The sequence below is a fragment of the Streptococcus sp. HMSC066F01 genome (genome assembly GCF_001837335.1).
Taxonomy (GTDB): Bacteria; Bacillota; Bacilli; order Lactobacillales; family Streptococcaceae; genus Streptococcus; species Streptococcus oralis_S.
Genome location: NZ_KV832072.1, coordinates 124,820 through 150,348 on the forward strand (window position 1 = coordinate 124,820; position 25,529 = coordinate 150,348).

22 protein-coding genes are annotated in these 25,529 nt (G+C 43.5%); 4 read left to right on the forward strand and 18 right to left on the reverse strand.

Annotated elements, in window-relative coordinates:
- Positions 1 to 94: 94 nt before the first annotated feature.
- Positions 95 to 2,182 carry a GH92 family glycosyl hydrolase gene (locus tag HMPREF2655_RS00925; protein ID WP_000803418.1) on the forward strand — a complete coding sequence of 696 codons (2,088 nt, stop codon included), beginning with the start codon at positions 95 to 97 and terminating at the stop codon, positions 2,180 to 2,182.
- Positions 2,183 to 2,218: 36 nt separating this feature from the next.
- Here the strand turns inward: HMPREF2655_RS00925 and HMPREF2655_RS00930 are convergent, their stop codons facing one another.
- From HMPREF2655_RS00930 to HMPREF2655_RS01000, 15 genes are all read right to left on the reverse strand, one after another.
- Complete coding sequence (locus HMPREF2655_RS00930; RefSeq protein ID WP_070837255.1) at positions 2,219 to 3,898, reverse strand: alpha-L-fucosidase; 1,680 nt, start codon at positions 3,896 to 3,898, stop codon at positions 2,219 to 2,221.
- Positions 3,899 to 4,411: 513 nt separating this feature from the next.
- The gene (locus HMPREF2655_RS00935; protein ID WP_000736542.1) at positions 4,412 to 5,917 is read right to left on the reverse strand and encodes a zinc ABC transporter substrate-binding protein AdcA; all 1,506 of its coding nucleotides are present in this window, start codon (positions 5,915 to 5,917) and stop codon (positions 4,412 to 4,414) included.
- A 9-nt stretch (positions 5,918 to 5,926) separates the two neighbouring features.
- On the reverse strand, positions 5,927 to 6,733 hold the full coding sequence (locus tag HMPREF2655_RS00940; protein WP_000950027.1) for a metal ABC transporter permease: 807 nt from the start codon (positions 6,731 to 6,733) through the stop codon (positions 5,927 to 5,929).
- Complete coding sequence (locus HMPREF2655_RS00945; protein WP_001269482.1) at positions 6,726 to 7,430, reverse strand: metal ABC transporter ATP-binding protein; 705 nt, start codon at positions 7,428 to 7,430, stop codon at positions 6,726 to 6,728. Before HMPREF2655_RS00945 ends, HMPREF2655_RS00940 begins: the two co-directional genes overlap by 8 nt.
- The gene (gene adcR, locus HMPREF2655_RS00950; protein ID WP_001249328.1) at positions 7,430 to 7,870 is read right to left on the reverse strand and encodes a zinc-dependent transcriptional regulator AdcR; all 441 of its coding nucleotides are present in this window, start codon (positions 7,868 to 7,870) and stop codon (positions 7,430 to 7,432) included. Before adcR ends, HMPREF2655_RS00945 begins: the two co-directional genes overlap by 1 nt.
- Positions 7,871 to 8,019: 149 nt before the next feature.
- Positions 8,020 to 10,071: a cell surface ecto-5'-nucleotidase Nt5e gene (nt5e, locus tag HMPREF2655_RS00955; protein WP_070837192.1), complete on the reverse strand. Its 2,052-nt coding sequence runs from the start codon at positions 10,069 to 10,071 to the stop codon at positions 8,020 to 8,022.
- Between the two features lie 142 nt (positions 10,072 to 10,213).
- Positions 10,214 to 11,482, reverse strand: coding sequence for a D-alanyl-lipoteichoic acid biosynthesis protein DltD (gene dltD, locus HMPREF2655_RS00960; RefSeq protein WP_000919834.1), 1,269 nt, complete (start codon positions 11,480 to 11,482; stop codon positions 10,214 to 10,216).
- A complete protein-coding gene (dltC, locus tag HMPREF2655_RS00965) occupies positions 11,475 to 11,714 on the reverse strand; it encodes a D-alanine--poly(phosphoribitol) ligase subunit DltC (RefSeq protein ID WP_000351972.1) in 240 nt (79 codons plus the stop codon). The genes dltD and dltC overlap by 8 nt, the downstream gene beginning before the upstream one ends.
- Positions 11,715 to 11,727: 13 nt before the next feature.
- The gene (dltB, locus tag HMPREF2655_RS00970) at positions 11,728 to 12,972 is read right to left on the reverse strand and encodes a D-alanyl-lipoteichoic acid biosynthesis protein DltB (protein ID WP_000970386.1); all 1,245 of its coding nucleotides are present in this window, start codon (positions 12,970 to 12,972) and stop codon (positions 11,728 to 11,730) included.
- The gene (dltA, locus tag HMPREF2655_RS00975; protein ID WP_002880946.1) at positions 12,969 to 14,519 is read right to left on the reverse strand and encodes a D-alanine--poly(phosphoribitol) ligase subunit DltA; all 1,551 of its coding nucleotides are present in this window, start codon (positions 14,517 to 14,519) and stop codon (positions 12,969 to 12,971) included. The genes dltB and dltA overlap by 4 nt, the downstream gene beginning before the upstream one ends.
- 20 nt (positions 14,520 to 14,539) lie before the next feature.
- Positions 14,540 to 14,671, reverse strand: coding sequence for a teichoic acid D-Ala incorporation-associated protein DltX (locus HMPREF2655_RS00980; protein ID WP_008276434.1), 132 nt, complete (start codon positions 14,669 to 14,671; stop codon positions 14,540 to 14,542).
- Between the two features lie 224 nt (positions 14,672 to 14,895).
- Entirely contained in the window at positions 14,896 to 15,600 is a 705-nt protein-coding gene (locus HMPREF2655_RS00985) for an MIP/aquaporin family protein (protein ID WP_000975170.1), read from the reverse strand.
- Positions 15,601 to 15,667: 67 nt separating this feature from the next.
- Positions 15,668 to 17,494, reverse strand: a complete 1,827-nt coding sequence (gene glpO / locus HMPREF2655_RS00990) for a type 1 glycerol-3-phosphate oxidase (protein ID WP_070837194.1) — start codon at positions 17,492 to 17,494, stop codon at positions 15,668 to 15,670.
- 63 nt (positions 17,495 to 17,557) lie between these two features.
- The gene (gene glpK / locus HMPREF2655_RS00995; RefSeq protein WP_070837196.1) at positions 17,558 to 19,066 is read right to left on the reverse strand and encodes a glycerol kinase GlpK; all 1,509 of its coding nucleotides are present in this window, start codon (positions 19,064 to 19,066) and stop codon (positions 17,558 to 17,560) included.
- Positions 19,067 to 19,222: 156 nt separating this feature from the next.
- Positions 19,223 to 20,650: an AcpB/EbpR/MafR family transcriptional regulator gene (locus HMPREF2655_RS01000; RefSeq protein WP_070837197.1), complete on the reverse strand. Its 1,428-nt coding sequence runs from the start codon at positions 20,648 to 20,650 to the stop codon at positions 19,223 to 19,225.
- Positions 20,651 to 20,814: 164 nt separating this feature from the next.
- Here HMPREF2655_RS01000 and hslO point away from each other — a divergent pair, with 164 nt between their 5' ends.
- Together hslO and dusB are read left to right on the forward strand one after the other, a co-directional pair.
- Positions 20,815 to 21,687 (forward strand): Hsp33 family molecular chaperone HslO, encoded by an 873-nt coding sequence (gene hslO, locus HMPREF2655_RS01005; RefSeq protein ID WP_070656838.1) that lies wholly within the window; start codon positions 20,815 to 20,817, stop codon positions 21,685 to 21,687.
- On the forward strand, positions 21,674 to 22,654 hold the full coding sequence (gene dusB, locus HMPREF2655_RS01010) for a tRNA dihydrouridine synthase DusB (protein WP_000183316.1): 981 nt from the start codon (positions 21,674 to 21,676) through the stop codon (positions 22,652 to 22,654). Before hslO ends, dusB begins: the two co-directional genes overlap by 14 nt.
- A gap of 64 nt (positions 22,655 to 22,718) precedes the next feature.
- Here the strand turns inward: dusB and HMPREF2655_RS01015 are convergent, their stop codons facing one another.
- Entirely contained in the window at positions 22,719 to 23,402 is a 684-nt protein-coding gene (locus HMPREF2655_RS01015; RefSeq protein WP_070837199.1) for a hypothetical protein, read from the reverse strand.
- Between the two features lie 265 nt (positions 23,403 to 23,667).
- On the opposite strand from HMPREF2655_RS01015, the gene HMPREF2655_RS01020 reads away from it, so the two are divergent.
- Entirely contained in the window at positions 23,668 to 23,898 is a 231-nt protein-coding gene (locus HMPREF2655_RS01020; protein ID WP_070837201.1) for a hypothetical protein, read from the forward strand.
- 70 nt (positions 23,899 to 23,968) lie between these two features.
- Here HMPREF2655_RS01020 and HMPREF2655_RS01025 read toward each other — a convergent pair whose 3' ends face one another.
- Together HMPREF2655_RS01025 and pnuC are read right to left on the reverse strand one after the other, a co-directional pair.
- Positions 23,969 to 24,742 carry an NUDIX domain-containing protein gene (locus tag HMPREF2655_RS01025; protein ID WP_070837203.1) on the reverse strand — a complete coding sequence of 258 codons (774 nt, stop codon included), beginning with the start codon at positions 24,740 to 24,742 and terminating at the stop codon, positions 23,969 to 23,971.
- A 1-nt stretch (position 24,743) separates the two neighbouring features.
- A complete protein-coding gene (gene pnuC, locus HMPREF2655_RS01030) occupies positions 24,744 to 25,523 on the reverse strand; it encodes a nicotinamide riboside transporter PnuC (protein ID WP_061453906.1) in 780 nt (259 codons plus the stop codon).
- Positions 25,524 to 25,529 lie beyond the last annotated feature (6 nt).

Below are 25,529 nucleotides of genomic sequence, written 5' to 3' on the forward strand. Positions count from 1 at the left end.
AGTCATTTTTCTACAAAATTGCTTACTTTCGAACCCCATATCTAAAGGTCTCATTTTTCTGATATAATGTAGAAAAACAGCTAAAGGAAAGACTATGAAACCACTACTTGAAACCATCGATACCCGCTTTGGGACTGCTAGCAAGCATGCCTTTTCTCGAGGAAATACCCTGCCCTACACAGGCGTCCCTTTCGGGATGAATTATTTTGTGCCCCAGACCAGTGATCAGGAGGAAGCTTGGCTTTTCGATCCGCATCTACCTATTTTTCAGGGGATTAGATTAACCCACCAGCCCAGTCCTTGGATTGGCGACTACTCTTGGCTCCTTCTGACACCTGTCACAGGCCATCTGGGTGGAAACAGCCTCTTTCACCGTCAATCCTCCTATGATAGGGATAAGGCCTCTTTCCAACCTCATTATCTGAAGATTTTCTCCCTGCGCTATCAGATTGAAACCCAGCTTACACCGACTTGCTATGGCGCTTCTATTCGTTTGGAGCAAAAGCAAGGCAAAGCCCTCTCCCTCTATCTTCACGCAGCAGATGAACTGACAGGAGAACAAATAGATAAGCGGACTCTTGCCCTGCGTCAAGAGGGAAAAACAGAGACCAACAAAAATCCGCTGATACTGTTTACTGCTTTACAAATGAATACGGATATTCTTGCTATCACACAAGAAGAGGGAGACTGGCGAATTGACTTAGCAAGCAGTCAAGCCGAGATTCAACTAGCAACTTCTTTCATATCGCCTTCTCAAGCGCTGCTTAATCTACCTCAAAAGGACTTTGATAGCTGTAAAGCAAATGCCCAAGCAGACTGGGAAAATCTCCTCCACCGTTTTGATATCGTGGAGACAGGGGAAGCCGACCGAACCTTTTTTGATCACTGCCTCTACAGACTCTTCCTTTTCCCACAGACATTTTATGAGGTGAACGAGTCAGGGCAGGCCATCCACATGGATTTGTCTACTGGTACTGTCAAGCCCGGTGTCCTCTTTAGCAACAATGGTTTCTGGGATACCTTCCGCACCACCTTCCCCCTCTTTGCCCTTATCATACCGGAACACTATCACCGCTTTCTAGAAGGTTTCCTCAATAGCTACCGCGATACTGGTTTCCTGCCAAAATGGCTGGCTCCAGATGAGCGTGGCATGATGCCTGGCACTCTTTTAGACGGCATTATCGCAGATAGCGCCTGCAAGGACATAACCCCCGACTTGGAAGAAGAATTCCTCCAAGCCATGCTGGAGACAGCCACCGAGTCTGATCCTCTTGGCATCAACGGTCGCCACGGTTTGGCCCAATACCAAGAACTGGGCTATCTATCCTCAGACAATCACGAAAGCGTCAGTCACACCCTAGACTATGCCTATAGCGATTTTTGTATCGCTAGCTGCGCCCAAAAGCTTGGTCAGAATGACATCGCTGAGACTTATAAGGTCGCATCGCAGAATTTCCGTCATCTCTTTGACTCTGAGACAGGCTATATGCGTGCGCGAGACAGTCAAGGCAACTTCCGACCTGACTTCTCTCCTTACAGTTGGGGACGAGACTACGCCGAATGTTCTGCCATTCAAGCGACTTTGGGCGTTCTACACGACATCCCTGGCTTAATCCAACTGATGGGTGGAAAAGAAACCTTTAGCCACTACCTTTTGAAAGCCTGTCAGGATGCTCCTCTCTTTGAAACGACTGGCTATGGTTACGAGATTCATGAAATGAGCGAGATGGCAACAGCTCCCTTTGGACAAGTCGCCATCTCTAACCAGCCTAGCTTCCACATTCCATATCTCTTTCGCTACAGCAACTATCCAGACTACACTGCCCTTCTCATCAAGACCTTGCGTCAAAAAGCCTTTCACCCCAGCTGGCAAGCCTATCCTGGCGATGAGGACAATGGCAGTCTCTCTGCTTGGTATATCTGGTCAGCTCTTGGATTCTACCCGACCTGTCCAGGCAAACCAAGTTACGATCTCGGAATTCCTCTCTTTGACCACCTCCGTATCCACCTAGCTAAGGAAAATAAATGGCTGGATATCCATGCCGAGCAAAACCACAGCCACTTCAACTTTGTCAAAGAATGTCGATTGGACAAGACCATAGTATCTGGCATTCAACACCAAGACCTCTTGAAAGCTGAGCAACTGACCTTCACCCTCAGCTGGCTACCAAATCACTCATAACCAAAAGAACCTTTGCATCGCGCAAAGGTTCTTCTTTTATGAAACTTGGACCTGAAGCTGGTCAACCAGCTGACCATCTACTGTCAAATTCAGATAAAAATCTAAGCTTTTATCTCTTGCAAAATACAAGGTTGGTAGCGTTAGCCTTCTTTCAGTCTCACCAGCTTGAAACGTAAGGACTTGAATCTCGTCCCGATAAGCGACACCATGCACACCCGTCCCTGGTTGAATCGAAATCTTAGCTTCTAAAGGACTGCTAGATTCTCTTCGCTTAACTGTAAAGTGGACATTTTCTCCCTTAATCACAACTAGACTTTTTTCTGAAAACTCTAGTTGCTGAACAGCTTCTTTTTTTGACAAGCTAGGTGTTTTATAGAGTGAAATCTTGGTCAACAAAGGCAAAGCCTGTGCCTCTGTAATGGTCACGCGTATCTTCTGCGCCTCAACGACTGATCCTCGTAAGAGACGTTTGTAGCCAACAGTATAACCAGACCCAAACTCCTGCCAGACACCATCCAACTCTACCTGAACATGAAAAGCAGCGATGCGTTGCCCCAACTTCAAATCTTCTCTTAACTCAATCACATCAAATGTTTTAGGTGATCCTAAATCGAGCTCTAATTGGATTGGCAACTCTGAATCACTTGCCCATGAACTAGTTTCCAGTCCATCTGTCAGATGATGACAGGCAAAGTCTGGTGATAGAGCAAGTCCAGATACCTTGGCTCCCAGAGCTAAATCTTCCCTATAGAGTGTGTCACGGTAGGCAGCAAATTCATACAGTCGCCGGATATCCTTTTCGTCAAAGAGTCCATCTTGGTTTGGCGGAATATTGAGTAAGAGAGGTGTACCCCGACCCACCGAGTGAAAGTAGATTTCGACCAATTCCTCGAGAGACTTGGGGTCCTGATCCTCATGGTAAAACCAGCCCGGCCGAAGAGAAACATCTGCCTCACCGATTGAAAATAGCGTCCCAAAGGGGTCTCCGTGCTGTAGATAATCTAATTCCGCCTCTGTTCCTAACTGGTCTAGTTTGACTTTTTGCCACAAGGGATCCCCTGCATAGCCTCGTTCATTTCCAATCCAGCGGATACTGGTCCCTTCAGTTGAGAAAATCAAACAATCGCCTTGCAAGTCACGAATGGTTTCAAACCAAGTCTCAAACTCATAGTTGACCTTCTGGGCCCCTTCGCCTCGAGCACCATCCATCCACACCTCAGTGAACTTCCCAGCATTGCCATAAGCAGGATTTGACAAGATTTCCTTCAATTGAGCCAGATAGTAGGCATTGTAATCCGCTTCTCGGTCCACGTGATAGAGGGGACTGTGAGCATCCCAAGGAGACAAATACACTCCCATATCCATGTCAAACTCAGTTGCAGCCTGGGAAACTTCAAGGAGCAAGTCCCCCGCTCCTTTCCTCCAAGGGCTAGCCTTGACCGAATAATCTGTATGGGCTGACGGATAGAGCACAAAACCATCGTGGTGCTTGACCACCAAAATCAGCTTTTTAAAACCCGTTTCTTTGAGCACTCGAATCCATTCACGCGCATCCAACTTGGTCGGGTTAAAACGCTTGGGATCCTCTTGCCCACTTCCCCATTCTTGGTCATAAAAGGTATTGGGACCAAAATGGATAAAGGCAGCTAGTTCATCCTCTAAATAATCCAGCTTGGCCTGGCTTGGTAATGGTCCATGTGGTTTTATGTTCGTCATCATCTCGTATCTCTTTCTCTTGTTCACAAAGTTATCCACAACTTGTGGATAAGAAAACATTCCTAAAAACTAGTTTTTTCAGTCTCTAGCTCACCTGTCACCTTAAACATACCTTTGTCAAATAGTTCTGTACTAGGGTTTCTACTAGCTTTCTAGAAAGTCACTAATATACGGAACTATTTTCAGGATACTTCAACACCCTGAGTTGTATGTCATTTCCTCCAAGACTTATCCACAGACTGTGAATAAACTAGTGTTCCAGACCGCTCTCTCTTTGACTATAACAAAAAGCGATAGCAACGTCAATATGACTAAGATCCCTTCCTAAATCCCCTGAAAAGATTCTATAATTTGTACAATCGTAGCTTTTGCATTCGCCAGCTAGTGAGAAGCAGCCAGTAGAAAATGACTGCCTTATCACATTGTGAACAGCACAACTGTGGTACTATAATACCTAACAACCTAATCGTTTCTAGCAAAAAATCCCGCAGATTTGCGGGATTCTCTCTTGCATCAATGCGCCAACATTTCTTGAGCGATTTCTTGGCCAGATAGGTTATCTGGGTAGTAGGTTGGCCAGTTATCCATCTCTTCAAAGAGGGCTTCTTGGCTAGTACCTCCAAAGAAGATATGGAAATGTCCTGCCTTAACTGGGGCGATATTGTGGTCACTAAACTGAACATACTTGAATTGTCCAGCGTCCGCATCTGTCGCTTCAAAGAGGAAGCGCACACCACGGTTGCCTTTCTTATATGTCAAGATTTTCTTGCCGACATACTTGTAGGTGAATTTCTTGCTTTGGCCACCTTGAACAAATTCCATAGTGTTGTCCGTGATGTTGATCTTAGTCACATCTGTCTGATAGCCTTTTCTATAGTAAGCCTTGTACTCATCCTTGGTCATCTTACCAGTCAACTTAGCCTTGTAGTCAAAGACTTGATCAAAGGTCCCATCTTCAAGGAAAGGATAAACTGACTGCCAGTTGCCAACATAGTCACTCAAGGTACGATCTTTGACATCTGCATCCTCAAAGTAACCGTTGTGAACTGTCTTAGTGTTTTCTTCCTTCTCTGGCTCGATTTCTGGTCCTTCTTGGTCCGTTGTTTGTTTCAAAGCCTTGAGGTTTTTCTCCATCACAGAGATATAGTCCTCACCATCCTTGGTTGCTTCTTCTGTTAGACTTTCTAGCGGATTGAGCACGTCTAGTTTGACACCTGTTTCTTTTGAAAGTGTATTGGCGAGGGCTTGTGAGGCATTTTCTTCAAAGTAGATATAAGAAATCTTGTTTTTCTTAATATACTCTGTTAATTCTGCCAAACGTGCTGCTGATGGCTCTGCATCTGGTGATAGACCTGAGATGGATACTTGCTTGAGACCATAGTCCAAGGCAAGGTAGTTAAAGGCAGCGTGCTGGGTCACAAAGCTCTTTTGTTTAGCTTGAGACAAGCCATCTGTGTAGGCCTTGTCCAAGACTTGCAATTTTTCGATATAGGCAGCAGCGTTCTTTTCAAAAGTCTCTTTTTTATCAGGATAATCTGCTGACAAGCTGTCACGGATATGCTCTACCAGTTTGATGGCGCGTGCTGGTGAAAGCCAAACATGAGGATCGTAGTCGTGATGGTGACCCTCGCCGCCATGATCATGCCCTTCCTCTTCTTCCTCACCTCCTGGTAGGAGCAGCATATCACCTGTCGCCTTGATAGTTTTCACCTTTTTCTTATCCAAGGATTCTAGCAATTTTGGAACCCAAGTTTCCATGTTTTCATTTTCATAGACAAAGGTATCTGCATCTTGGATTTTGGCAACTGCCTTGGCAGACGGTTCATACTCATGGGGTTCTGTACCAGCACCGATGAGGAGTTCTACATTAGCAGTATCTCCTGCGACTTGTTTGGTAAATTCGTAGACAGGGTAAAAGGTTGTCACGATATTTAGCTTCCCATCTGCCTGTTTTTGATTGGAACAAGCCACTAAAAACAGGGCACATAGACTAGCTAGTAGTAAGCTCAGTTTTTTCATTTCATTCTCCTATTTGATAAAACGTTTCAGTAGACTGACTAACAAAAAGACAGCTACAAAGATAATGGTGATACTAGCACTGGCAGGGGTTTCTGCATAGTAGGAAATATAGAGACCTGCCACCATTCCCAAAAAGCCAATAGCGCTGGCTAGTAACATAACGGATTTAAAGTTTTTCCCCAGACGAAGGGCAATGCTAGCCGGCAAGACCATAATGGTCGACACCAAAAGGGCTCCTGCAGCTGGAATCATAAGGGCAATGGCCACCCCTGTCACCATGTTAAAGAGGATAGACATGGTACGAACTGGCAAGCCATCTACAAAAGCCGTGTCCTCATCAAAGGTCAGGATATACATTGGTCGCAAGAATAAGAAAGTCAAGAGTAAAACGACCGCCGCAATGGCAAAGAGGAATAGCACCTGCTCCTGGCTAATGGTTACAATCGAACCAAAGAGATATTGGTCCAAACTCATGGAACTCGAACTTTTCCCCTTACTCATGACAATCAGAGACACTGCAAGTCCTGTTGACATGAGGATGGCTGTCCCGATTTCCATAAAGTTCTTATAGACTGTCCGGAGATACTCTAGAAAGACCGCTGCGATCAAGACAATAGCAATGGTTGAAATAGTTGGAGAAATTCCCAAAACCAGACCAAAGGCTACCCCTGACAGAGAAACGTGACTGAGGGTATCACTCATGAGACTCTGACGACGTAAGATAAGGAAGGTCCCAAGAACTGGAGAAAAGAGACTCATGGCAATGACCGCCAAGAAGGCACGCTGCATGAAGTCATAAGATAACAAACTAAGCATGGTCCACCTCCTGGTCGCTTTCGTGAACGTTAAAACAACGCCATGGCGAATCTTGGTTACGAACCAGATGGATATTGCGATCCGCATAGTCCTTGACTTCCTCAGGGTCATGGGTAATCATCAAAACAGCCTTGCCATGATGATGAGCACTATGGTGCATGAGTTCGTAAAATTCATTTTTGCTTCCTGCATCCATCCCTGTCGTCGGCTCATCCAAGACGAAGATATCTGGGTCAGAAGCAAACATCCGAGCAATCACTGCTCGTTGCTTTTGCCCTCCCGAGAGGGACCCAATTCGTTTGTCACGGTGTTCCCACATACCAACCGAGTCTAGACTAGCCTTGATATGCTCCTCATCATGGGCATTCAAACGACGGAACCAGCCCTTTCGCGGATAACGACCCGACTTGACAAATTCATAAACCGTACTTGGAAAACCAGCATTAAAACTGGCAATCTGCTGGGGAAGATAAGCGATCCTAAGCTTTTTCCCATGAGTGTTTGTCTTTGAGATGGTTACCTTACCAAATCTTGGTTGCAAGATGCCTAGACTTGCCTTAATCAGCGTCGTCTTGGCAGCTCCATTTTCACCAGTCAGGGTGACAAACTCCCCACTATCAACACTGTAGTTGATATGTTCGAGGACAGGTTCCTTGTCATAATAGAAAGACAAGTCCTCTACTGTAATATACCGCATTATTTGATTTCTCCTACTAAAGCAGTTAAAAACCGCTGGATAACTTCTTGTTCATTTGGAGTAAACTGACTTGCCACTTGTTCATAGGCTAAGAGCGTGTGTTCATGATGATGGTGGTGTTCCTCTGCCACTGGTCGAGCCAGCTCTGTCAGTTGATAAAAGATCACACGCGCATCTTTGGGATCTCTGGATGTCTCTAACATACCCTCTTTGACCAAAGATTTGATAGCCTTGGTCACTGCCGCCTGACTGACATTAAGGCGACGGGCCAACTCCGAGTTGGTTAGGGATTCTTCCGACAAGAGCATGAGGATGTGTTCCTGAGTATTGGTCAAGGCAACGTCACTCGTGCAATGCCCGATTAGAATTTCATGCTGGTTCTCAGATCTCAAGATCACCTCGTTTAAAAAGTTATCGATTTCCTGCGCAAGCTGTCTCATGTGTTACTCCTTCCCTAGCTATCTTTTTCGTAAAAAAACATAGATAGCCACCGATTCTTTACTGGTTAATTATATCATAAACCAAAAAAGAGTCAAGGGAAAAAGGCGTAAAAACGTTTCCCTAGACTCTTCTAGATATGAAATTTAACCTATTTTTGCTTTGGTTTTCGGCTCGATAAGATACCTGCCAGACCAGCTACCATTCCCATCAAGAGCAAGAAGATGGATTGTTCACTTCCTGTATTTGGGAGAGCTTTTTCTGAGACAACCGCCTTCTTGCTAAATTGACCTGCCACCTCATAAGTAAGTGGTACATTTGTAGTCGCATCGTTAGCAGCCGCATTCGTTTGAGGCGTTTCTACTGGTAGACTAAAAGTTGTAGAATCCACAGAAATCGTCCGTGAGTTCGGATTGATCTTTTCATACTGGGTCAAATCAGCGGTTTTAAGATACTCTTCAAAGGCTGCATCCATAGAAGGACCTTCTTCTCGCGCACCACCTAACATAGTGTAACCATCACCACCTGCAGCTAGGAAATCATTGGTTGCAAGATAGTAAGTTTTTGCAAGGTCTAGAAGATCATAACGACCAGTCGTGCGGTTTTTGACCTGGATGGCCAAGACACGTTTACCTGATGGTAGGTTGGTATCATAGTAGACCTTCACACCTGAAACTTGCAAGAAACCACCACTTGGTTCTAACAATGGTTGTCCGTTCTCATCCAAGACCTTCTTGCCATCTTTATCGACCTGCAAGATAGATCCGAGTGACTTTTCAAACATATCCAAGACTTGTTGCCCAGTCACTTGGATTTGTGAGATGGTATTTCCAAACGGAAGAACGGCAATGACATTTCCTTTAGTAATTGGTTTGCCTTTTGCAATGGTTTCACGCAAGCCACCACCATTTGTCACAGCGATGTCTGTCGGATGGCTAAATCCTGTTTGACCATACTGATAGAGCGAGTTCGCTACGACGTTTCCGAGGTTAGTTTCACGAACCCGAACATTTTCACGATCTCCGTTGAGTTCTACAGGGCTGTTTGAAACGACTTCAACAGCATTTTCAGCATCGTATTTTTGTTTAATGTCTTTGACTAGTTTTTCAACTGTTGGATTGGCTGGTAATTTTTTAGCATCAGCAGCCGGAATCTGAGTTGGATTGCCCAAAAGCTGACGTGATTTGTAGGTGATTTTCCCTACATTATGAAGGTAACTCCCTGTTTGGTTATAGGTAACATTGTCTCCATAGGTCGTTGATTCTACTGTATGAGAGTGACCGTCGATTACTGTTACGCGTTTCCCTTTCAAACGAGGATTTTTAGACAAGGCTTCTGCCAAAGTTGAACCACGCCATTCGACTGGGGTTGTGGTATCTACACCCAAGTGAGCGAGCACAACATAGTGTTTGTAGTCCTTACCTTCTGCACGAGCCTTGGCTTGAACTTCTTCGATGACCTTATTGACTTCAGAGATTGGATCTGTAAAAGTTACCCCTTTGACATTTTTAGGGTGAGTTTTGGTTGCTGTTTCAGGTGTTGTCACGCCGATTACAACAAATTCATCACCTTCCACAGTCTTATCTTTATCAACGATTGTAGAAGCTTCAAAAAGACGAGCTCCATTGACATAGGTATTTGAGCTAAGTAATGGGAATTTCAAGATTTCCTTGTATTTTTTAACTTCATCAAGACCAAAGTCAAACTCATGGTTTCCTACTGCCATGGCATCATACTGCATCTGATTAAGAATTTCAGCACGCGCTTCACCCTTAGTAGAGTTGGAAATCGGTAAACCTTGAAAAGCGTCTCCCGCATCAACTACCAGAGTATTTTGATTTGACTTCGCACGCTCCTGTTCAATGACAGTCGCTAACTTGGCATCTCCAATTACTCCCTTTTCCTCTACAATACGACCATGGACATCATTGGTGTGTAAGATAACGGTGTCCTTTTCTTCGCTTTTGGTAGATTCAGCAGGAGCTGACGGAGTTTCTGCAGGTACAACCGCTTCTGAAGTTGCCGAAGTTTCCGGTACCGCAGGGCTCTCAACAGGAGCTGGAGTCGCCGACGTAGCTGGAGTCGCTACAACAGCTGAACTTTCTGCAGGAGTTGTTGCTTCTTCAGCATAGACTTGTCCAGCTAAGAAGGCTGGAGCTAACAGGGCTGTCGATAAGACAGGTAACAAAGAACGTTTGTTCATTTTAAAATCCCTTTCTTTTCTTTTTCTCTTTTATATTATACGCTATTTCTAAAAATTTTGAAACTTTTGACCTATTTTCATCTTAAATATTCGCCATTTAAACAAAAAAGCTTGGGTTTAAATCCCAAACCTTTAGACCATTTTATTTGAAATCTTTGATGTTCCCATCATAGGTCGCCCAGTCCTTGCTAAAGAAGCGGTCATTCATCTTGTAGTCTGGAGCTGGTTTCGGATCCGTCAAGAAAGGATTGACAACCTTATCAAAAGCCAGCCAACCTAACCATCCTAGATGAATGGTGTCCTTAACAAAATAAGGGTCCCCTCCATTTTTTGAAAAATCAGCAATATTGGTAAAACCCTGACTTTCTAATTGGTAACGAATTTTCTCCACTGCATGTTGATACATCTCTTCGCTGAGCCCTGTGTACTCCATCCACTTCTTGTTAACCGGCTGAATGACAAAGAGCACATTGACATTCGACTTAGCAAATTGATTGAGGACCAGCTGCAAATCATTGTATTCAGAGGACTTGAGGAAGTTGTAATTTTTTTGATACCCTTCCCATTTTTTTAAATCCTTTTGAATCTCTCTCGTATAGAAATGATTTTCCATCCCCATATCGTTATTGGTCGTATTTGCTTCTGCGTCCTTACGAACAATTTTTTCTAACTCATCATAAGAAAATTGATCCGGAAGATCTTTTAAATAGTTCTCCACGTGTTCCTTGTACTTGAGTTGTCCTCGAATGGAGAATTGTCCAAAGAGAGCGGATTGTTTTTCGTTGAATCGCGCAAAAATATCAATAGCAACCTGATCAACATCTGATAATTCTTCACCCTTTGACAGTTTTTGAACAATGCCTTTCAATGCAACATTAGGATTCTGCTTTAACAATCGAATAGCCGCATGCTTTGCAGCAATGTCACCAGATTGATTTCCCAAAAAAGCTGTTAATTGGTCACTGTTAAAAAATCTCTGAAACGCTGCGGGTTCATAATCTGTCTCCGTAAACCACTGAGGCGAAATCACAAATACAGCCTGCTTATTCTCTATTTCTGGCAAAATTTGCTGTAGACCAAAATATTGATTGAGAGAGGCTGCTCCTGCTTGACCTAGAAAGTAAGGACGATAGGGACGATGGTATTTTTCTGCTAAAACAGCTGGATGGACACTATCAAATCGAATCCATTCACTGGACCCTAGAAAAGGAATAAAACGCATATTTGGATCCGTAAGAGCCCTTACTTTTTGGCTTCGCTCTTTAAAACTCTCTGCACTAACAGAAGCCGCCGAGTATTTCTCCTCCGTCAGATTATGGCTTGTTGTACCTGGATAAAAAAAGATGAGTAGAAGAACCAAAAATCCAGCAATGAAGATAGGCCCGAAGATCAGCCACAAGCGTTTAAGCATTCTTCAACTCCGTAATACCTTCTACGATTTTATTAGCCGTATTCCAGTCATCACGACCGAACTCCGTCACTGGAACACGAATGTCAAAACGGTTTTCAATCTCCACAATCAATTCAACCGTTCCCATGCTATCCAAGACACCGGCATCAAAAAGATCTTCATCCATCATGTCAGAAACATCTTCCATAAACAACTCATCAATAATTTCAATAACTTCTGATTTGATATCCATTTTTTATATCCTTTTATTTTTTAAACCATAAATCATTCAAAAATCCAGAAAAGATTAAGAATGAAACCATCACGACATGGAAGGTGACAACCATGCCAAGCAACTGAATCCAGCGATTCTCAGGTAAGGAACCCTTTCCAGCTTTTTTCCGTTCTTTATTGAGCGCTTTTTTCTTACGAACCCAAGCATCATTGATGACCAGCCCAATCCCATGAAAAAGTCCATAGGCGATGTAGTACCAGGTCACACCATGCCAAAATCCCATAATCAGCATATTGAGAATATAGGCTACACTTGAAGTGACATTGCGATTTTTAAAGACCTTCTTTCTGGTCAACACCATGACCATCCGCATAAAGACAAAGTCACGGAACCAGAAAGACAGACTCATGTGCCAGCGATTCCAAAACTCTTTTAAATCCCTTGACAAAAAGGGCTTGTTAAAGTTGATAGGACTATGAATACCCATCAAGTTTGAAATGGCTAAGGCAAACATAGAGTAGCCCGCAAAGTCAAAAAAGAGCTCCAGACCAAAGGTGTACATGACCGCTAAAGCGTAGAGGTTAAAGAAACCACCTGTCTGCAAGGCCAAATTTTTCAGCGGAGGCAATAATGTCTCTCCTAAAATGTGAGCCAAGATAAACTTGTAGAGGAAGCCAAGCATGATATATTTGACAGCCTCTTCTAGCATGTCCATCAACTCATCCCGTTCAGGAATGGTCTCGTAATTTTCATTGAAGCGTTTGAAACGATCAATAGGACCACTTGAGAAAGTCGGCATAAAGAGAAGAAAACGTAAGAATTGCCAAATCGTTAATTCCTTGATGACACCGTCTCTCAACTCAACGATAACCCCAACTGCACGAAAGGTCAAGTAAGAAATCCCTAAAAATCCAAACAAAGATTGAGGTCCATGAATAGCAGGAGATACTTTCACAAAGACGATTGGCAATAGGGATAGAAAGCTAACCAGGTAAAATATCCATTTACTATCCCGTTGTTTCCTGTACCTTTTGTAGAAAGATACAAGAAGTACTTGCCAGATAACATAAAGGATCAAAGCGCTTATTTGATTCGTCTTTCCACCGACCAACATGGTGAGGATAAAGAAGAGACTAACAAACACCTCGTACAAGGCAAAACGTTTCTTGAAAAAAAGACCAATAAAGATAGGTAAAGTCGCAGCAATTACGTATAAAAAGTACTGAAGATCACCATAAGGTTCCAAATGAGGTAGCTGTTTATAAAGCTCCATCATTGGCTGTTTACCTCATTGATCAAGCCCTTGATGTCAATTTTACCATTAGGCGTTAGTGGTAAACTATCTCGATAAAGAAACTTAGACGGCATCATATAGGACATCATGATATCTGCTAGGTCTTCCTTGATAGCCTTGGTAATATCGATATCACGCTCAAACTGCTGACGGACACCGTCTTTTAGGATGACATAGGCCAGTAGATTTTGTACCTTGTGGTCCTTGTTATAACGTGGGACAGCAACAGCCGACTCGATAAAGCGAGACTTGTTGAGGTTTTGAGAGACATCTTCCAGCTCAATGCGATAACCATTAAACTTAATCTGGAAATCCATGCGTCCACCATAGAGAAGCAATCCCTCATCTGTCATGGTTCCTACATCCCCTGTGTGGTAGGCTGGAAGACCTTCGAACTCAAAGAAAGCTTCTGCCGTTTTTTCAGGATTATTCATATAGCCTTTTGAAACAGCTGGCCCTGAAACAATGATTTCTCCTTGCTCACCATTTGGAACTTTCTTACCTTCCTCATCAATGATAAAGGTCGGAGAATCGGCCTTGGTATAGCCGATTGGCAGGCGTTTGAGAGTCGTCAACATCTCATCAGTGACGGCAACTGCTGACAAAGCTACTGTCGCTTCTGTTGGACCATAGGCATTGATAATACGAGCATCTGGGAATCGCTCGCGCAGTTTTTGAGCAGTTTTGACCGTCAATTCTTCACCATCAAAGTAGAAATGCGTGATGCCAGGCATTTTCTCGCTGTTAAAGTCTTCTGACAACATGGCCATATCTGCAAAAGAAGGCGTTGAGGTCCAGATAGCGATTGGCAATGCAAAGATGATCGCAAAGAGTTGCTTAAAGTCCTGAGTAATGGCTGAAGGAAGAGCGAAAAGCGTGCCACCCAGTGCCAAGGTTGGCGCCCAATACATGACAGATAGGTCAAAAGAATAAGGGGGCTGAGCCAGCATTTGCGGACGACTTGGCGTCGCAAATTCCTTATCTGTAATCATCCAGTTGGTAAAGCTGAGGAGATTATCATGGGAGATCTGCACTCCCTTAGGCTTACCAGTCGTACCAGAAGTAAAGATGATGTAGTAGTTGTCATCTCCCTTGACTGGATGGGTCATCTCGTAGCTGGAAGCTTGAGCAAAAGCTTCATGGACTTGCTTTAAATTCAGCATCGGTGTGCTAGTTTGCTCTAATGGAAAATCTGAGATAGTAATAATCAAGCTTGGCTTTGCAACTTCTACGATAGCAGAAACTCTTTCCAAGGCCGAATGGCTATCAATTGGGATATAGGCATGACCTGACTTAGTTAGCGCTACAAAGGTAGCCAACATCTCATATTCCTGACCACCAAAAACGACGACTGGAGATTTCTCAGGCAAGCCTAGTTGGTCGATAGCTGCAGCTAAACTATCTGAATCAGCCTTCAGATCACCATAAGTATGCTCTTGACCTAAAACATTGTAGACAGGATATGTTGGTTGCGTTTGAGCAAAGTGCTCAATCGTTTCAATCATATCTTTTATCGGTTTATTAGACACTGTTCCTCTTCTCCTTTAAACTAGAACTCATTATAAATAAAGGTGCCTTGGCTCTGACCAAGGTAACTAAAAAAATAAAGCAAACCAAGTAAGATTACAAAATATAGAGCCGTCCGGCCTAAGAATACATGTAAATTTCGTTGTTTTTTCATAAGCTATCCATTAATATATTATTTCTATTAGCTATCAGTATGTATTGTTAGCATCTTATCTTCCTAACATTTTACCACTTTATCAACCTTTTTTTCAACTGTTTACCATAACTTAAAAATTGGTTTTAGCTTATTTTAAGATAAGTTAAAATATTAATGTTTTGCCCATCAAAAAAGAGCCTGAGATTTTCATCTCAAACTCTGTTGCCAATCACTCTTTTATCTTAGAAAAGTGAAAATACGAGAACTGCTAGGGCCGCACCAACAATAGGTCCTACAACAGGAATCCAAGCATAAGACCAGTCCCCGTCTCCCTTGTTTGGAATTGGCAAGATGCTGTGCATGATACGAGGTCCAAGGTCACGAGCTGGGTTCAAGGCATAACCCGTTGTCCCACCTAGTGAAAGACCGATACCGACAATCAAGGTCCCCACTGCAAAGGTCCCTAAACCAGCTTGAAGGTCATAGAGTCCCAAGGCAAAGATTGTCAAGAGCAAAACAAAAGTTCCAAGGATTTCGCTGATCAAGTTCGATACTGTGTTCTTGATTGCTGGTCCAGTACTGAAGGTTGCTAGGATATTGTCTGCATTTTCTTCTGCCTCATAATGCGGTTTGAATTGCAACCAAACCAAAATCTGAGCCACCATCGCTCCTGCGAATTGGGCTAGGATATAAGGGAAAACAGAAGCCCAAGAGAGCGTTCCTTTTAAGGCCATAGCAAACGTCACAGCTGGATTTAGGTGGGCTGGACTAAGCGTGCCAGATACAAAGGCTGCAACGGCTACAGCAATTCCCCATCCCATAGTAATCACAATCCATCCTGAATTGTTGCTCTTGGTTTTGGGAAGAACCACACCTGCTACAACTCCATTTCCTAGGAGGATGAGGATTAAGGTCCCCAAAAATTCTCCAAATAATTCTTTCATCATATCTTTGTCTCCATTTAAAAGAAGGGGTGGGCGACAAGGAATGCTGCCCTCCACCTCTTTTCCTTTTTTAATTTTTTAGTTCTGTCAAATCGTTTTGAGCAAGAGCTGCTTCAACATCCGCACGGTAGGCTGCTTTTTCTTCTTCGGTCCAATCATAGAATCGTCCCATTTCATCCAGAACTGGCTCAACGATGCTATCCAAACTATCACGCATAAAGAGCATGTGGTTGGTACGACGAAGGAGGAAGTCAACTGGGCTCAGAGCCAACTCATTGCGCATTGCATAGTGAAGGGACAAGGTATCTGCCAAGCTGAGTCCTGGCGCTTGTTCCAAGCTGTGAGCAAGGGCAAAGACTTTCGGTGCATTTGAACCGTAAAGATTTGCGAGATACTGGGCTTCCTTGCTATCCAAACCACGTGACACTCCAAGTTGAGCAAAGGCTTCGATTTCTGAGTCCACATTTGCTGGGTTCAATTCTCCACCTGAAACAGGATAAGTCTTAGAGTTGATCAGTTTAAAGCTACGGTCAAATTCGGCTTTGAGGATGTCAACCACGCGCTCCATAGCTCCTTCAGCCATCTTACGGTAGTCTGTGATTTTACCACCAGCAAGGGTTAAAAGACCATTATCATCACGATCCAAGCTCGAACCACGAGAAACTGCAGATGGATCCAAATGTTTCTCAGATGTGCTGCTTTCAAGCTTGCTGACAGCAGATTCAACATCTTCACGCGTTTTTTCTTTCGATAAATAAGCTTCGACAGTTGCAATCAAGCTATTGAAGCTCTCATCACTAATGGTTCCGTTATTTCCGCCATTGTAGTCAGAAGCGCTATTGCCTGCAATCAATGGACGAAGACCAGCCCAGCTGCTTTCGATATCATCAATGGTAATGTTTGCTTCTGGGAAGCGGTTGTTGACAATACCAAGTAGATAATCTACATCTTCCTGCGTCACTTTTGGATGTTCCAAATCACCTGTGTAGTCTGTATCCGTTGTACCAAAGTAAGTCTTGTTTTCACGTGGGAGAACAAAGACCATACGCCCGTCTCCCAAACCTGTATCAAAGTAAACTGGCTGTGAAACCTTGATCTTGCTTGAGTCCACTACCAAGTGAACTCCCTTAGTTGGACGCATTTGTGAGAATTGCGTTCCCTTATTAGACAAATTGCGTACCTTGTCGCTCCAAGGTCCAGTTGTGTTAATAACTAGGCGAGCCTTGATTTCAAAGACTTGGTCTGTCAACAAATCACGAGCTACAACACCTGTAATCTTGCCGCTTTCGTCAAAGAGGAAGCCTTCTGCCTTAACATGGTTGGCAATGAGGGCACCGTCTTGGTTGGCACGTTTGATGTTTTCAATCACGAGACGCGCATCGTTATTACGGAAGTCAAGATAAACCCCACCTCCTACCAAGCCTTCTTTCTTCAAGTTTGGCTGGCGTTCCAAGACTTCTTCCTTGCTCAAGACCTTGTTAGCAGCTGGCGTATTGTTAACACCTGCCAAAAGGTCGTACAAGTCCATGGCTACTTTGAGACGGAAGAGACTAAAGGTCGCTCCATCCTCATCAAAAACAGGCAAGAGCATTGGATCTGGTTTTGGAATGTGTGGAGCGATTTGTTGAACCACCGCGCGCTCAGAAACTGTATCTGATACCACTTCCACGTCAAATTGTTTGAGGTAACGCAGACCTCCGTGGACCAATTTTGTTGAACGGCTAGATGTTCCTTCTGCGAAGTCCTGCATTTCAATCAATCCAGTGTCAAGTCCACTAGCTGCCGCCTGCAAGGCTACACCAGCTCCTGTAATCCCCCCACCGATAATCAAAAGGTCCAGGGTGCGTTCCTGCATTTTTTTAATTGATAATTCTCGTGTTTTCTTTGAAAATTCCATATTTACACACTTTCTAACTGAGTCGTTTCATTCTTAAGCTGATCATTGCATCAAGAAACAGTATTAGTCGTCGATTTCCGCAAAGACTTGCGTTGCTTTCACAGCCTTCTTCCAGCCCTTGTAGAGTTGTTCCTTGCGCGATTCGTTCATGGATGGCTCAAAGAGTTCTCCTGTCTCGTTCAAGAGTTTCAACTCGTCCAAATCCTTCCAGTAACCCACTGCCAAACCAGCTAGGAAGGCTGCACCGAGGGCAGTTGTTTCCAAGTTTTTAGCGCGGGCAATATCGATTCCCAAAATGTCAGCCTGGAACTGCATGAGGAAGTTGTTCATGGCTGCACCACCATCGACTTTGAGGACTTGAATAGCAGTCTTGGCATCCACCTGCATGGTATCAATGATGTCGCGTACTTGGTAAGCGATGGATTGCAGAGTAGCCTTGATAAAGTCTTCTTTGCTTGTCCCACGAGTCAAGCCAAAGACCGAACCACGAGCATTTTGGTTCCAGTATGGAGCCCCTAGACCTGTAAAGGCAGGTACGACATAAACTTCGTCATTGTTGTGAGAATTGAGAGCATATTTTTCAGACTCTGGTGAATTTTCAACCATGCGAAGTCCATCACGAAGCCACTGAATGGCACTTCCTGCGATGAAGATAGAACCTTCCAAGGCATAGTAAACCTTTCCGTTGATTCCGTATCCAATCGTTGTCAAAAGGTTGTTTTCAGACAACTGCATCTCTTCACCAGTATTCATAATGATGAAAGAACCTGTTCCGTAGGTATTTTTAACCATACCTGGTTCAAAGGCCAACTGACCGAAGAGGGCTGCCTGTTGGTCCCCAGCCATACCTGAAATTGGCACTTTCCCACCGTAGAAATGGAATGGAGCTGTCTTGCCATAGATTTCAGAGTTAGAACGAACTTCTGGAAGCATAGCCTTCGGAATGTTGAGGATTTCCAAAATCTCATCATCCCATTTAAGATCCTTGATGTTATAGAGCATGGTACGAGCTGCGTTTGAGTAGTCGGTCACGTGAGCTGCACCGTCAGTCAATTTCCAAACTAACCAAGTATCGATAGTACCAAAGAGCAATTCTCCTTTTTCTGCTCGCTCTTGAGCGCCTTCTACATGGTCCAATATCCAACGAACCTTGGTAGCTGAGAAGTAAGCATCGATAATCAAACCAGTCTTTTCATGGAATTTTTCCACATAACCTTGGCTTTTTAGTTGTTCAGCCAGAGGAGCAGTTTGACGTGATTGCCAAACGATCGCATTATAGATAGGGAGCCCTGTTTTCTTATCCCAGACGACAGTTGTTTCACGCTGGTTGGTAATCCCGATGGCCTCGATTTGACTTGGTTTCACACCACTTTCGATGAAAGCACCCGCGATAACTGACTGAACAGAGTTCCAAATTTCATTGGCATTGTGCTCAACCCAACCTGCTTGAGGGAAAATCTGAGTGAACTCTTTTTGACTAGAGCTGACCTTTTCTCCTTTTTTGTTAAAAATGATGGCACGAGAACTAGTAGTTCCTTGGTCAATAGCCATGATGTATTTTTCTTGTGACATGTGCTGTCCTCCTGATAAAATCTTGAGGGGGTTCCTCTTTACAGTAACTAGTATACAAAATAAAGCGCTTTCTTGTTTATCAATTTTTTTAAAATTTTAAAAAAATGTGAGGAGATTGTGCGAATTTCACAAAAAAGACCTGAAAATTCAGGCCTTTTAAGCAAAGAGCATCTGACGAATCTTCGCCAAATCCTCCATATCCAAGTCATTTTTTAAATAATAAACCGGAGTCTGTTCTTTCTTATGAATCGGGTTGTTGGTAATTAACAAATCATAATGTCGACTGGGGTCATAGGCTTCAATAGTAATGAAACGATTGTATTCCAAATACCGTTTCAAAAGGGCAGCCATCCTAGAAAAGACAAGGAAACCAGATGTCAAATCTAAACCAATCCTCATATGTTGGCCACCATTTTCTGCCATATACTCTATCAACTGGAGCCATTCCCAGAGAATTTTCTTATCCAAATCCGTCCCCTGTTGAAAGGTAGGCAAAATATGAAAAATTCTCTCTGCAGTTCCTCTAAAATCATGTTCCATCAGCAAATAGGGATGGCGATTCTCTGTCTGGTATCTGTACTGATCTTGTAAAATATAGCCCTTGTAGAGATAAACTTGACCACAGAGCTGGCTGAGTTCATAGGTGACATGGTCCTCTGTGTAGTCCCCCAGCAGCTCCTCCTTCTTCATCTCTTGAATCAATTGCGTCAGCAAATCGGCTAACTGCCCTCCAAAACCAAGGATATACTCCATAGTATGAAGGGGCAAGATACGATGGGAAAGGAGAAATGAAAAGAATATCATCATCTCACCATCCTCAGTTCCTAGAGGGATGTGTTGCCCAGCAAAAAAGGACGGAGCCTTTCTCAGTAAACGAAGGTAGAAAATATTGTCAAAATATCCCCGCATTTTTTCTTCTATGACTTGAAACTGACAGGCATTGACCCGAAGGCGCTGTTGACTGATGTGAGTCCAGAGAACCAAGTCCAATTTCTGACCTGAAGACAAGCTAGCACCGCAGATTTCTTCTAAGCTGGCAATCTCTTGTTTTCTCTCAGCTTTCTGCATGTGACCTTCCCACTCCTGACTGGACCAAATCTTGCGAAAAAGGCAGAAATAAAAATAGCGAATCTGATGCTCCGGACCTCGCCAACGGCCATTTTGGATGGATAAGTCAAACTCTGACAAAATCTGATTTAGACTAGCTAAGTGGCGACCAAGCGTGGCCTCGCTAATCATCAATTCTTGAGCCAACTGATGAGCTAGAAACTGTTGGTGATAGAGAAGGTAAACCAAAATTTGGTACTTAATGGCATTGTCTAGAAACAAGCTCCGAATCTCTCTCCCCTTTGTGGCTGCACCAATCGACAAACGCAGATTTTCATCTTCCAAGTGGATGGTCAGCTCTAGTCCTCTTTCCCAGGCATTTTCGTTAATCAGAGAAATGTACTTGGTTAAGGTTGCTTTTGAAAAACCTGTTTCTTCCATGGCTTTCTTGACTGTTGTCTGCGAATCTTGTAATAGAAAGGAAAGGACTAAAAATTGACCAGATTCTGCTTTTTCCATCAAATCACCTAAATACATTTGTTACCCCTCTCATTTTCTCCTACAAGCATAGCATAAATCTTTCAAATGCTGAAATAATCTGTTTCGCATTTTATTTTAAGGCTGATTTTCTCGTCATTATTCCACAGAAACAGCAAACACACGACTCCCCCTTTGGGCATTTTTATGCTAAAATAGTAGCTATGGATAAAATTATTAAAACAATATCAGAAAGCGGAGCCTTTCGTGCTTTTGTCCTTGATAGCACTGAAACCGTCCGCACTGCTCAAGAAAAACATCAAACTCAAGCCAGTTCAACTGTCGCACTTGGTCGCACCCTTATCGCTAGCCAAATTCTCGCAGCCAATGAAAAAGGAAATACCAAACTAACAGTTAAAGTTCTTGGAACAAGCTCTCTCGGTGCCATCATCACGGTCGCAGATACCAAGGGAAACGTCAAAGGCTACGTTCAAAATCCAGGTGTTGACATCAAAAAGACTGCAACTGGAGAAGTCCTCGTTGGACCTTTTGTCGGAAACGGTCAATTTCTAGTGATTACAGACTATGGCACTGGAAATCCCTATAATTCCATGACGCCTCTTATCTCTGGAGAAATCGGTGAAGATCTAGCTTTCTATCTTACAGAAAGTCAACAAACGCCTTCAGCAGTTGGCCTCAATGTTCTTTTAGACAAAGACGACAAGGTCGAAGTTGCAGGTGGTTTTCTTCTCCAAGTTTTGCCAGGAGCCAAGGAAGAGGAAATTGCTCGCTTTGAGAAACGCATCCAAGAAATGCCAGCCATCTCAACACTTCTGGAAAGCGACGACCATATCGAATCACTCCTCAAAGCTATCTACGGTGACGAATCCTACAAACGCCTATCTGAAGAAGAAATCCGTTTCCAATGTGACTGCAGCAAAGATCGCTTTTTGGACGCTCTTGCCAGCCTTCCAACTTCAGACCTAGAGGAAATGAAAGAGGAAGACCACGGGGCAGAAATTACTTGTCAATTCTGCCAAACAACTTATAACTTTGATGAAAACGACCTGGAGGAACTCATTCGTGACAAATCTTAATACACCTTTTATGATTGGCAATGTTGAGATTCCCAATCGTACTGTTTTAGCACCCATGGCTGGCGTGACAAACTCAGCCTTTCGTACCATCGCAAAAGAGCTCGGAGCGGGGCTCGTTGTGATGGAAATGGTCTCTGACAAGGGAATCCAATACAACAATGAAAAAACCCTGCATATGCTTCATATCGATGAAGGAGAGAACCCTGTTTCTATCCAACTTTTTGGTAGCGATGAAGATAGCCTAGCACGCGCAGCAGAATTCATCCAGGAAAATACCAAGACTGATATCGTTGATATCAACATGGGCTGCCCAGTTAACAAAATCGTGAAGAACGAAGCTGGCGCTATGTGGCTCAAGGATCCAGACAAGATCTACTCTATTATCAACAAGGTCCAATCTGTCCTTGATATCCCCCTCACTGTCAAAATGCGCACCGGCTGGTCTGATCCATCCCTAGCCGTGGAGAATGCCCTCGCAGCTGAGGCTGCAGGTGTGTCTGCCCTTGCCATGCATGGCCGTACCCGCGAACAGATGTACACAGGTCACGCAGACCTTGAGACTCTTCACAAGGTTGCTCAAGCTCTGACCAAGATTCCATTTATCGCAAATGGTGATATCCGTACGGTACAAGAAGCTAAACAGCGTATCGAAGAAGTCGGGGCTGACGCTGTCATGATTGGTCGCGCAGCCATGGGGAACCCCTATCTCTTCAACCAGATCAACCACTACTTTGAAACAGGAGAAATTCTCCCTGACTTGACATTTGAAGACAAGATGAAAATCGCCTACGAGCACTTGAAACGCTTGATTAACCTCAAAGGAGAAAACGTAGCTGTTCGTGAATTCCGCGGCCTCGCTCCGCACTATCTCCGAGGAACATCAGGCGCTGCCAAACTTCGTGGAGCCATTTCACAAGCTAACACCCTAGCAGAGATTGAAGCCCTCTTGCAATTAGACAAAGCATAATACACAAAAAACCGTAACTCGCTTGAGTTTACGGTTTTTTTATCCTAGGAAATCCTAGATACTATTATTGAATCAAGGCAACGCTTAAAACTTTACCATCCGCACCTGTTGTAATTTGGATGATTTTTCCTCCACCGATTTTGGCATTATACTTACCATCATCAAGAGTGTAAGAGTAGCCTCTGATAGAATAGTTTTCTTTCTTTCCATCTGCAGTTTCTACTGTAAATTGCCCCCCTGATGAAACCGTAATAGTTTCGCCATTTGCTCCCTTCCAGTTGCCTGCAGCTGCTGAGAAATCACCATCAACCATGGTTAAAACACCCTTGTAGCATTTGTTGTGTTCTGCTTGCTTGTCTTGAAGTTTGCGGTCAGTTGTTGGATCATAGCTTGACTGGTTAGACTGGTCTTGAGAGCCTTGCTGAGTTGAAGGTGCCTGAGAAGGGGCTTGTTGACTAGGAGCTGCTTGTTCTTGTCTTGATTCAGGGGCTGGTTTCGCTTGTGACTGATCTGCTGTTGTAGAAGACTGACCAGAAGATGCCTGAGCCTTTTCAGATGAAGCTGAGCTTGAAGATTTTTGGGTCTTGCTTTCTTTGCTAGAAGAAGCTGCTTTAGAACTTGATGATTGACTTGTTTTTGCAGAGCTACTAGTTTGAGTGGTTTCGTTTTTATTTCCACAAGCTCCCAGTAGCAAGGTAGAAGCCAATACAGTCGCTGCCATCAATTTGATATAGGTTTTCTTTTTCATTTTTCTACTCCTTTGTAACATTTTTGAAATGTTAAGAAATCTTTTTGTAATATAATTGTAACATTAGGCTTTGAATCTGTCAACTATTTAGAGAAACTATTTTAAAAAATTTCTCTCTACTATTTCTATTCGTAATTGAAACGAAAAAATAGAAAATTTTTAAAATTAGAGTCCTATTTTTTACATCACCTTTGTGTAATCGCTTGCATTGCATTAGATAAAGGAATATAATAACATTGAAATAGAATATAGGAGGTATGCTCTTATGCTAAATAAGTATTACAAGTATCTTCCTTGGTTGATTTTGGGAGCTATTGGCTCTTATCAATCAGCCACTTACTATGCGCGAACTGCATTTGATGTCTTCTATCTGACTGCAATCTTTATGATTGTCTATATCGCCTTGTTATTTTTACATGAGAACTATCTCAAGTATCGATACAAAGACTTCTTTACTCACATATTGAGTAATCCTAAGAAAGACAGCCACCACTAATACAGTCGCAACAGAAAGCCATCTCATGATGGTAGATAAAGAGGTCGGGAAAAGTTCCCGACCTCACTTTTTATTTCAATCGATAGGTTTTTCTTGGTTTCTTTTTGGGTACTCGTTTGAGTCCGACTTCTTCTACATATTCGCCGTATTTTACGAGAAAGTTATTGCTGACGATTGGGTGACCGGGATTGATGAGATTGACTAGTTCAGTTCCTTCGTAAACGGTGAACTCCTCCTCCAGCAGATAGAGGAAGGTCGGATTCCAGTCAAGACGGCCTTGAATTCGTTTGATGGATTCTTGGATAATGGCATAATGGTCAAAGGCGAAGACTTGCTCCTCCAGCTCGACTCCATCTAGGTAGCATTTGCCCGTCTGAAAGTCGACATCTACGAAAACGACATCCTTAGCATCGTCTCCAGCCTGAACGAGGTCTAATGCACGACTAGGTAGGTACACTAAGTGGGCAATGGTCACTGTCCACCCCCGTGGATCACGCTCGGGAGTCGATACTGTCATTAATTGCTCGATTTTCTCCAAAGGTAGATCGAGATTGACTTCTTCTCTCACCTCGCGCTGACAGGCATGTGCAGCATCTTCTCCCTTGTCCATAAAGCCTCCAACCAGAGCCAAACAGTTTTGATAAGGGTGGGCCTTGCGACGGATTAGTAAGAGCTTGATCTTTCCTTCGACAAAGCAGTAGGCTACCATATCCACTGTCACACTTGGTTTTTCATATTGAGGGAGTTCCTGCTTGTAGTACCAGTCTAAAAACTCCTCCTGACTGGCATGGATTTCATAATATTCTTTTTCCGTCATCCCTTCTGGAATCTTTATGTCTGCCATCTTATGCCTCCTTTCGAACTGCCTTGGTCCATTGGTACCAACCCACTAGACTGTTGAGTGTGTAAACCCAGTACATCCCTTGGATGTGGATATTTTCACCCCACCAGAGATAAATACTAAAGAGATTGGTTGCAATCCAGAAAATCCATTGCTCGCGGTAAAGACGTGTCATCAAGAGCTGACCAACACCATTGGTCGCATCGGTTACACTATCACGGAAAGGACGAGCGCTATTGATACTTTGGTAAGCCAAGCCCATACCAATCCAGATAATGGCAGTCAAGGCCAAGTACTTGAGCCAGTCAAGAACAGATAATTTCTTAGCTTCAAAGTGGGATTCTTCTGGTTTTTCCTGTTCATTGATACGATTGGACAACCAAGCATAGAGACCAATCGGCTGCATGACAAAGAAGTAAACGGTCGTCAAGACTTCGCCATAAAAAGTCGCATTCATGGCCAAAATCAAATAGATAGCCGAGTTAATAGCCCCAAAGAGATAATTGCTTGCACGCCCTTCTGCTACCAAGATAACACAGACAATCCCAGTCCAAGATGCAAACAAGCTCAACCAGTCATGACTTTCCGTATTTTGTGTGAACTCTAAAATCAAGGGAACACTTGACAGGGCGATGAGATACAACCACTGGAAAAGGCTACGGCCGACAAAGAGATCTTTCCATAGCAGGCGCATGATTCCTGCAAAACCGATCTTGCGAGCTTCAGCATGGACATTTTTAAAGTTTTCGATAAATTGTGTGATTTTTTCAGTTAGTTTTTTCATATTTTT

Excerpts from the sequence above, each read along its gene's own strand:
- HMPREF2655_RS00925 (WP_000803418.1), top strand. The coding sequence starts at position 95 with ATGAAACCACTACTTGAAACCATCGATACCCGCTTTGGGACTGCTAGC.
- HMPREF2655_RS00930 (WP_070837255.1), bottom strand. The coding sequence starts at position 3,898 with ATGACGAACATAAAACCACATGGACCATTACCAAGCCAGGCCAAGCTG.
- HMPREF2655_RS00935 (WP_000736542.1), bottom strand. The coding sequence starts at position 5,917 with ATGAAAAAACTGAGCTTACTACTAGCTAGTCTATGTGCCCTGTTTTTA.
- HMPREF2655_RS00940 (WP_000950027.1), bottom strand. The coding sequence starts at position 6,733 with ATGCTTAGTTTGTTATCTTATGACTTCATGCAGCGTGCCTTCTTGGCG.
- HMPREF2655_RS00945 (WP_001269482.1), bottom strand. The coding sequence starts at position 7,430 with ATGCGGTATATTACAGTAGAGGACTTGTCTTTCTATTATGACAAGGAA.
- adcR (WP_001249328.1), bottom strand. The coding sequence starts at position 7,870 with ATGAGACAGCTTGCGCAGGAAATCGATAACTTTTTAAACGAGGTGATC.
- nt5e (WP_070837192.1), bottom strand. The coding sequence starts at position 10,071 with ATGAACAAACGTTCTTTGTTACCTGTCTTATCGACAGCCCTGTTAGCT.
- dltD (WP_000919834.1), bottom strand. The coding sequence starts at position 11,482 with ATGCTTAAACGCTTGTGGCTGATCTTCGGGCCTATCTTCATTGCTGGA.
- dltC (WP_000351972.1), bottom strand. The coding sequence starts at position 11,714 with ATGGATATCAAATCAGAAGTTATTGAAATTATTGATGAGTTGTTTATG.
- dltB (WP_000970386.1), bottom strand. The coding sequence starts at position 12,972 with ATGATGGAGCTTTATAAACAGCTACCTCATTTGGAACCTTATGGTGAT.
- HMPREF2655_RS00980 (WP_008276434.1), bottom strand. The coding sequence starts at position 14,671 with ATGAAAAAACAACGAAATTTACATGTATTCTTAGGCCGGACGGCTCTA.
- HMPREF2655_RS00985 (WP_000975170.1), bottom strand. The coding sequence starts at position 15,600 with ATGATGAAAGAATTATTTGGAGAATTTTTGGGGACCTTAATCCTCATC.
- glpO (WP_070837194.1), bottom strand. The coding sequence starts at position 17,494 with ATGGAATTTTCAAAGAAAACACGAGAATTATCAATTAAAAAAATGCAG.
- glpK (WP_070837196.1), bottom strand. The coding sequence starts at position 19,066 with ATGTCACAAGAAAAATACATCATGGCTATTGACCAAGGAACTACTAGT.
- HMPREF2655_RS01000 (WP_070837197.1), bottom strand. The coding sequence starts at position 20,650 with ATGTATTTAGGTGATTTGATGGAAAAAGCAGAATCTGGTCAATTTTTA.
- hslO (WP_070656838.1), top strand. The coding sequence starts at position 20,815 with ATGGATAAAATTATTAAAACAATATCAGAAAGCGGAGCCTTTCGTGCT.
- HMPREF2655_RS01015 (WP_070837199.1), bottom strand. The coding sequence starts at position 23,402 with ATGAAAAAGAAAACCTATATCAAATTGATGGCAGCGACTGTATTGGCT.
- HMPREF2655_RS01020 (WP_070837201.1), top strand. The coding sequence starts at position 23,668 with ATGCTAAATAAGTATTACAAGTATCTTCCTTGGTTGATTTTGGGAGCT.
- HMPREF2655_RS01025 (WP_070837203.1), bottom strand. The coding sequence starts at position 24,742 with ATGGCAGACATAAAGATTCCAGAAGGGATGACGGAAAAAGAATATTAT.
- pnuC (WP_061453906.1), bottom strand. The coding sequence starts at position 25,523 with ATGAAAAAACTAACTGAAAAAATCACACAATTTATCGAAAACTTTAAA.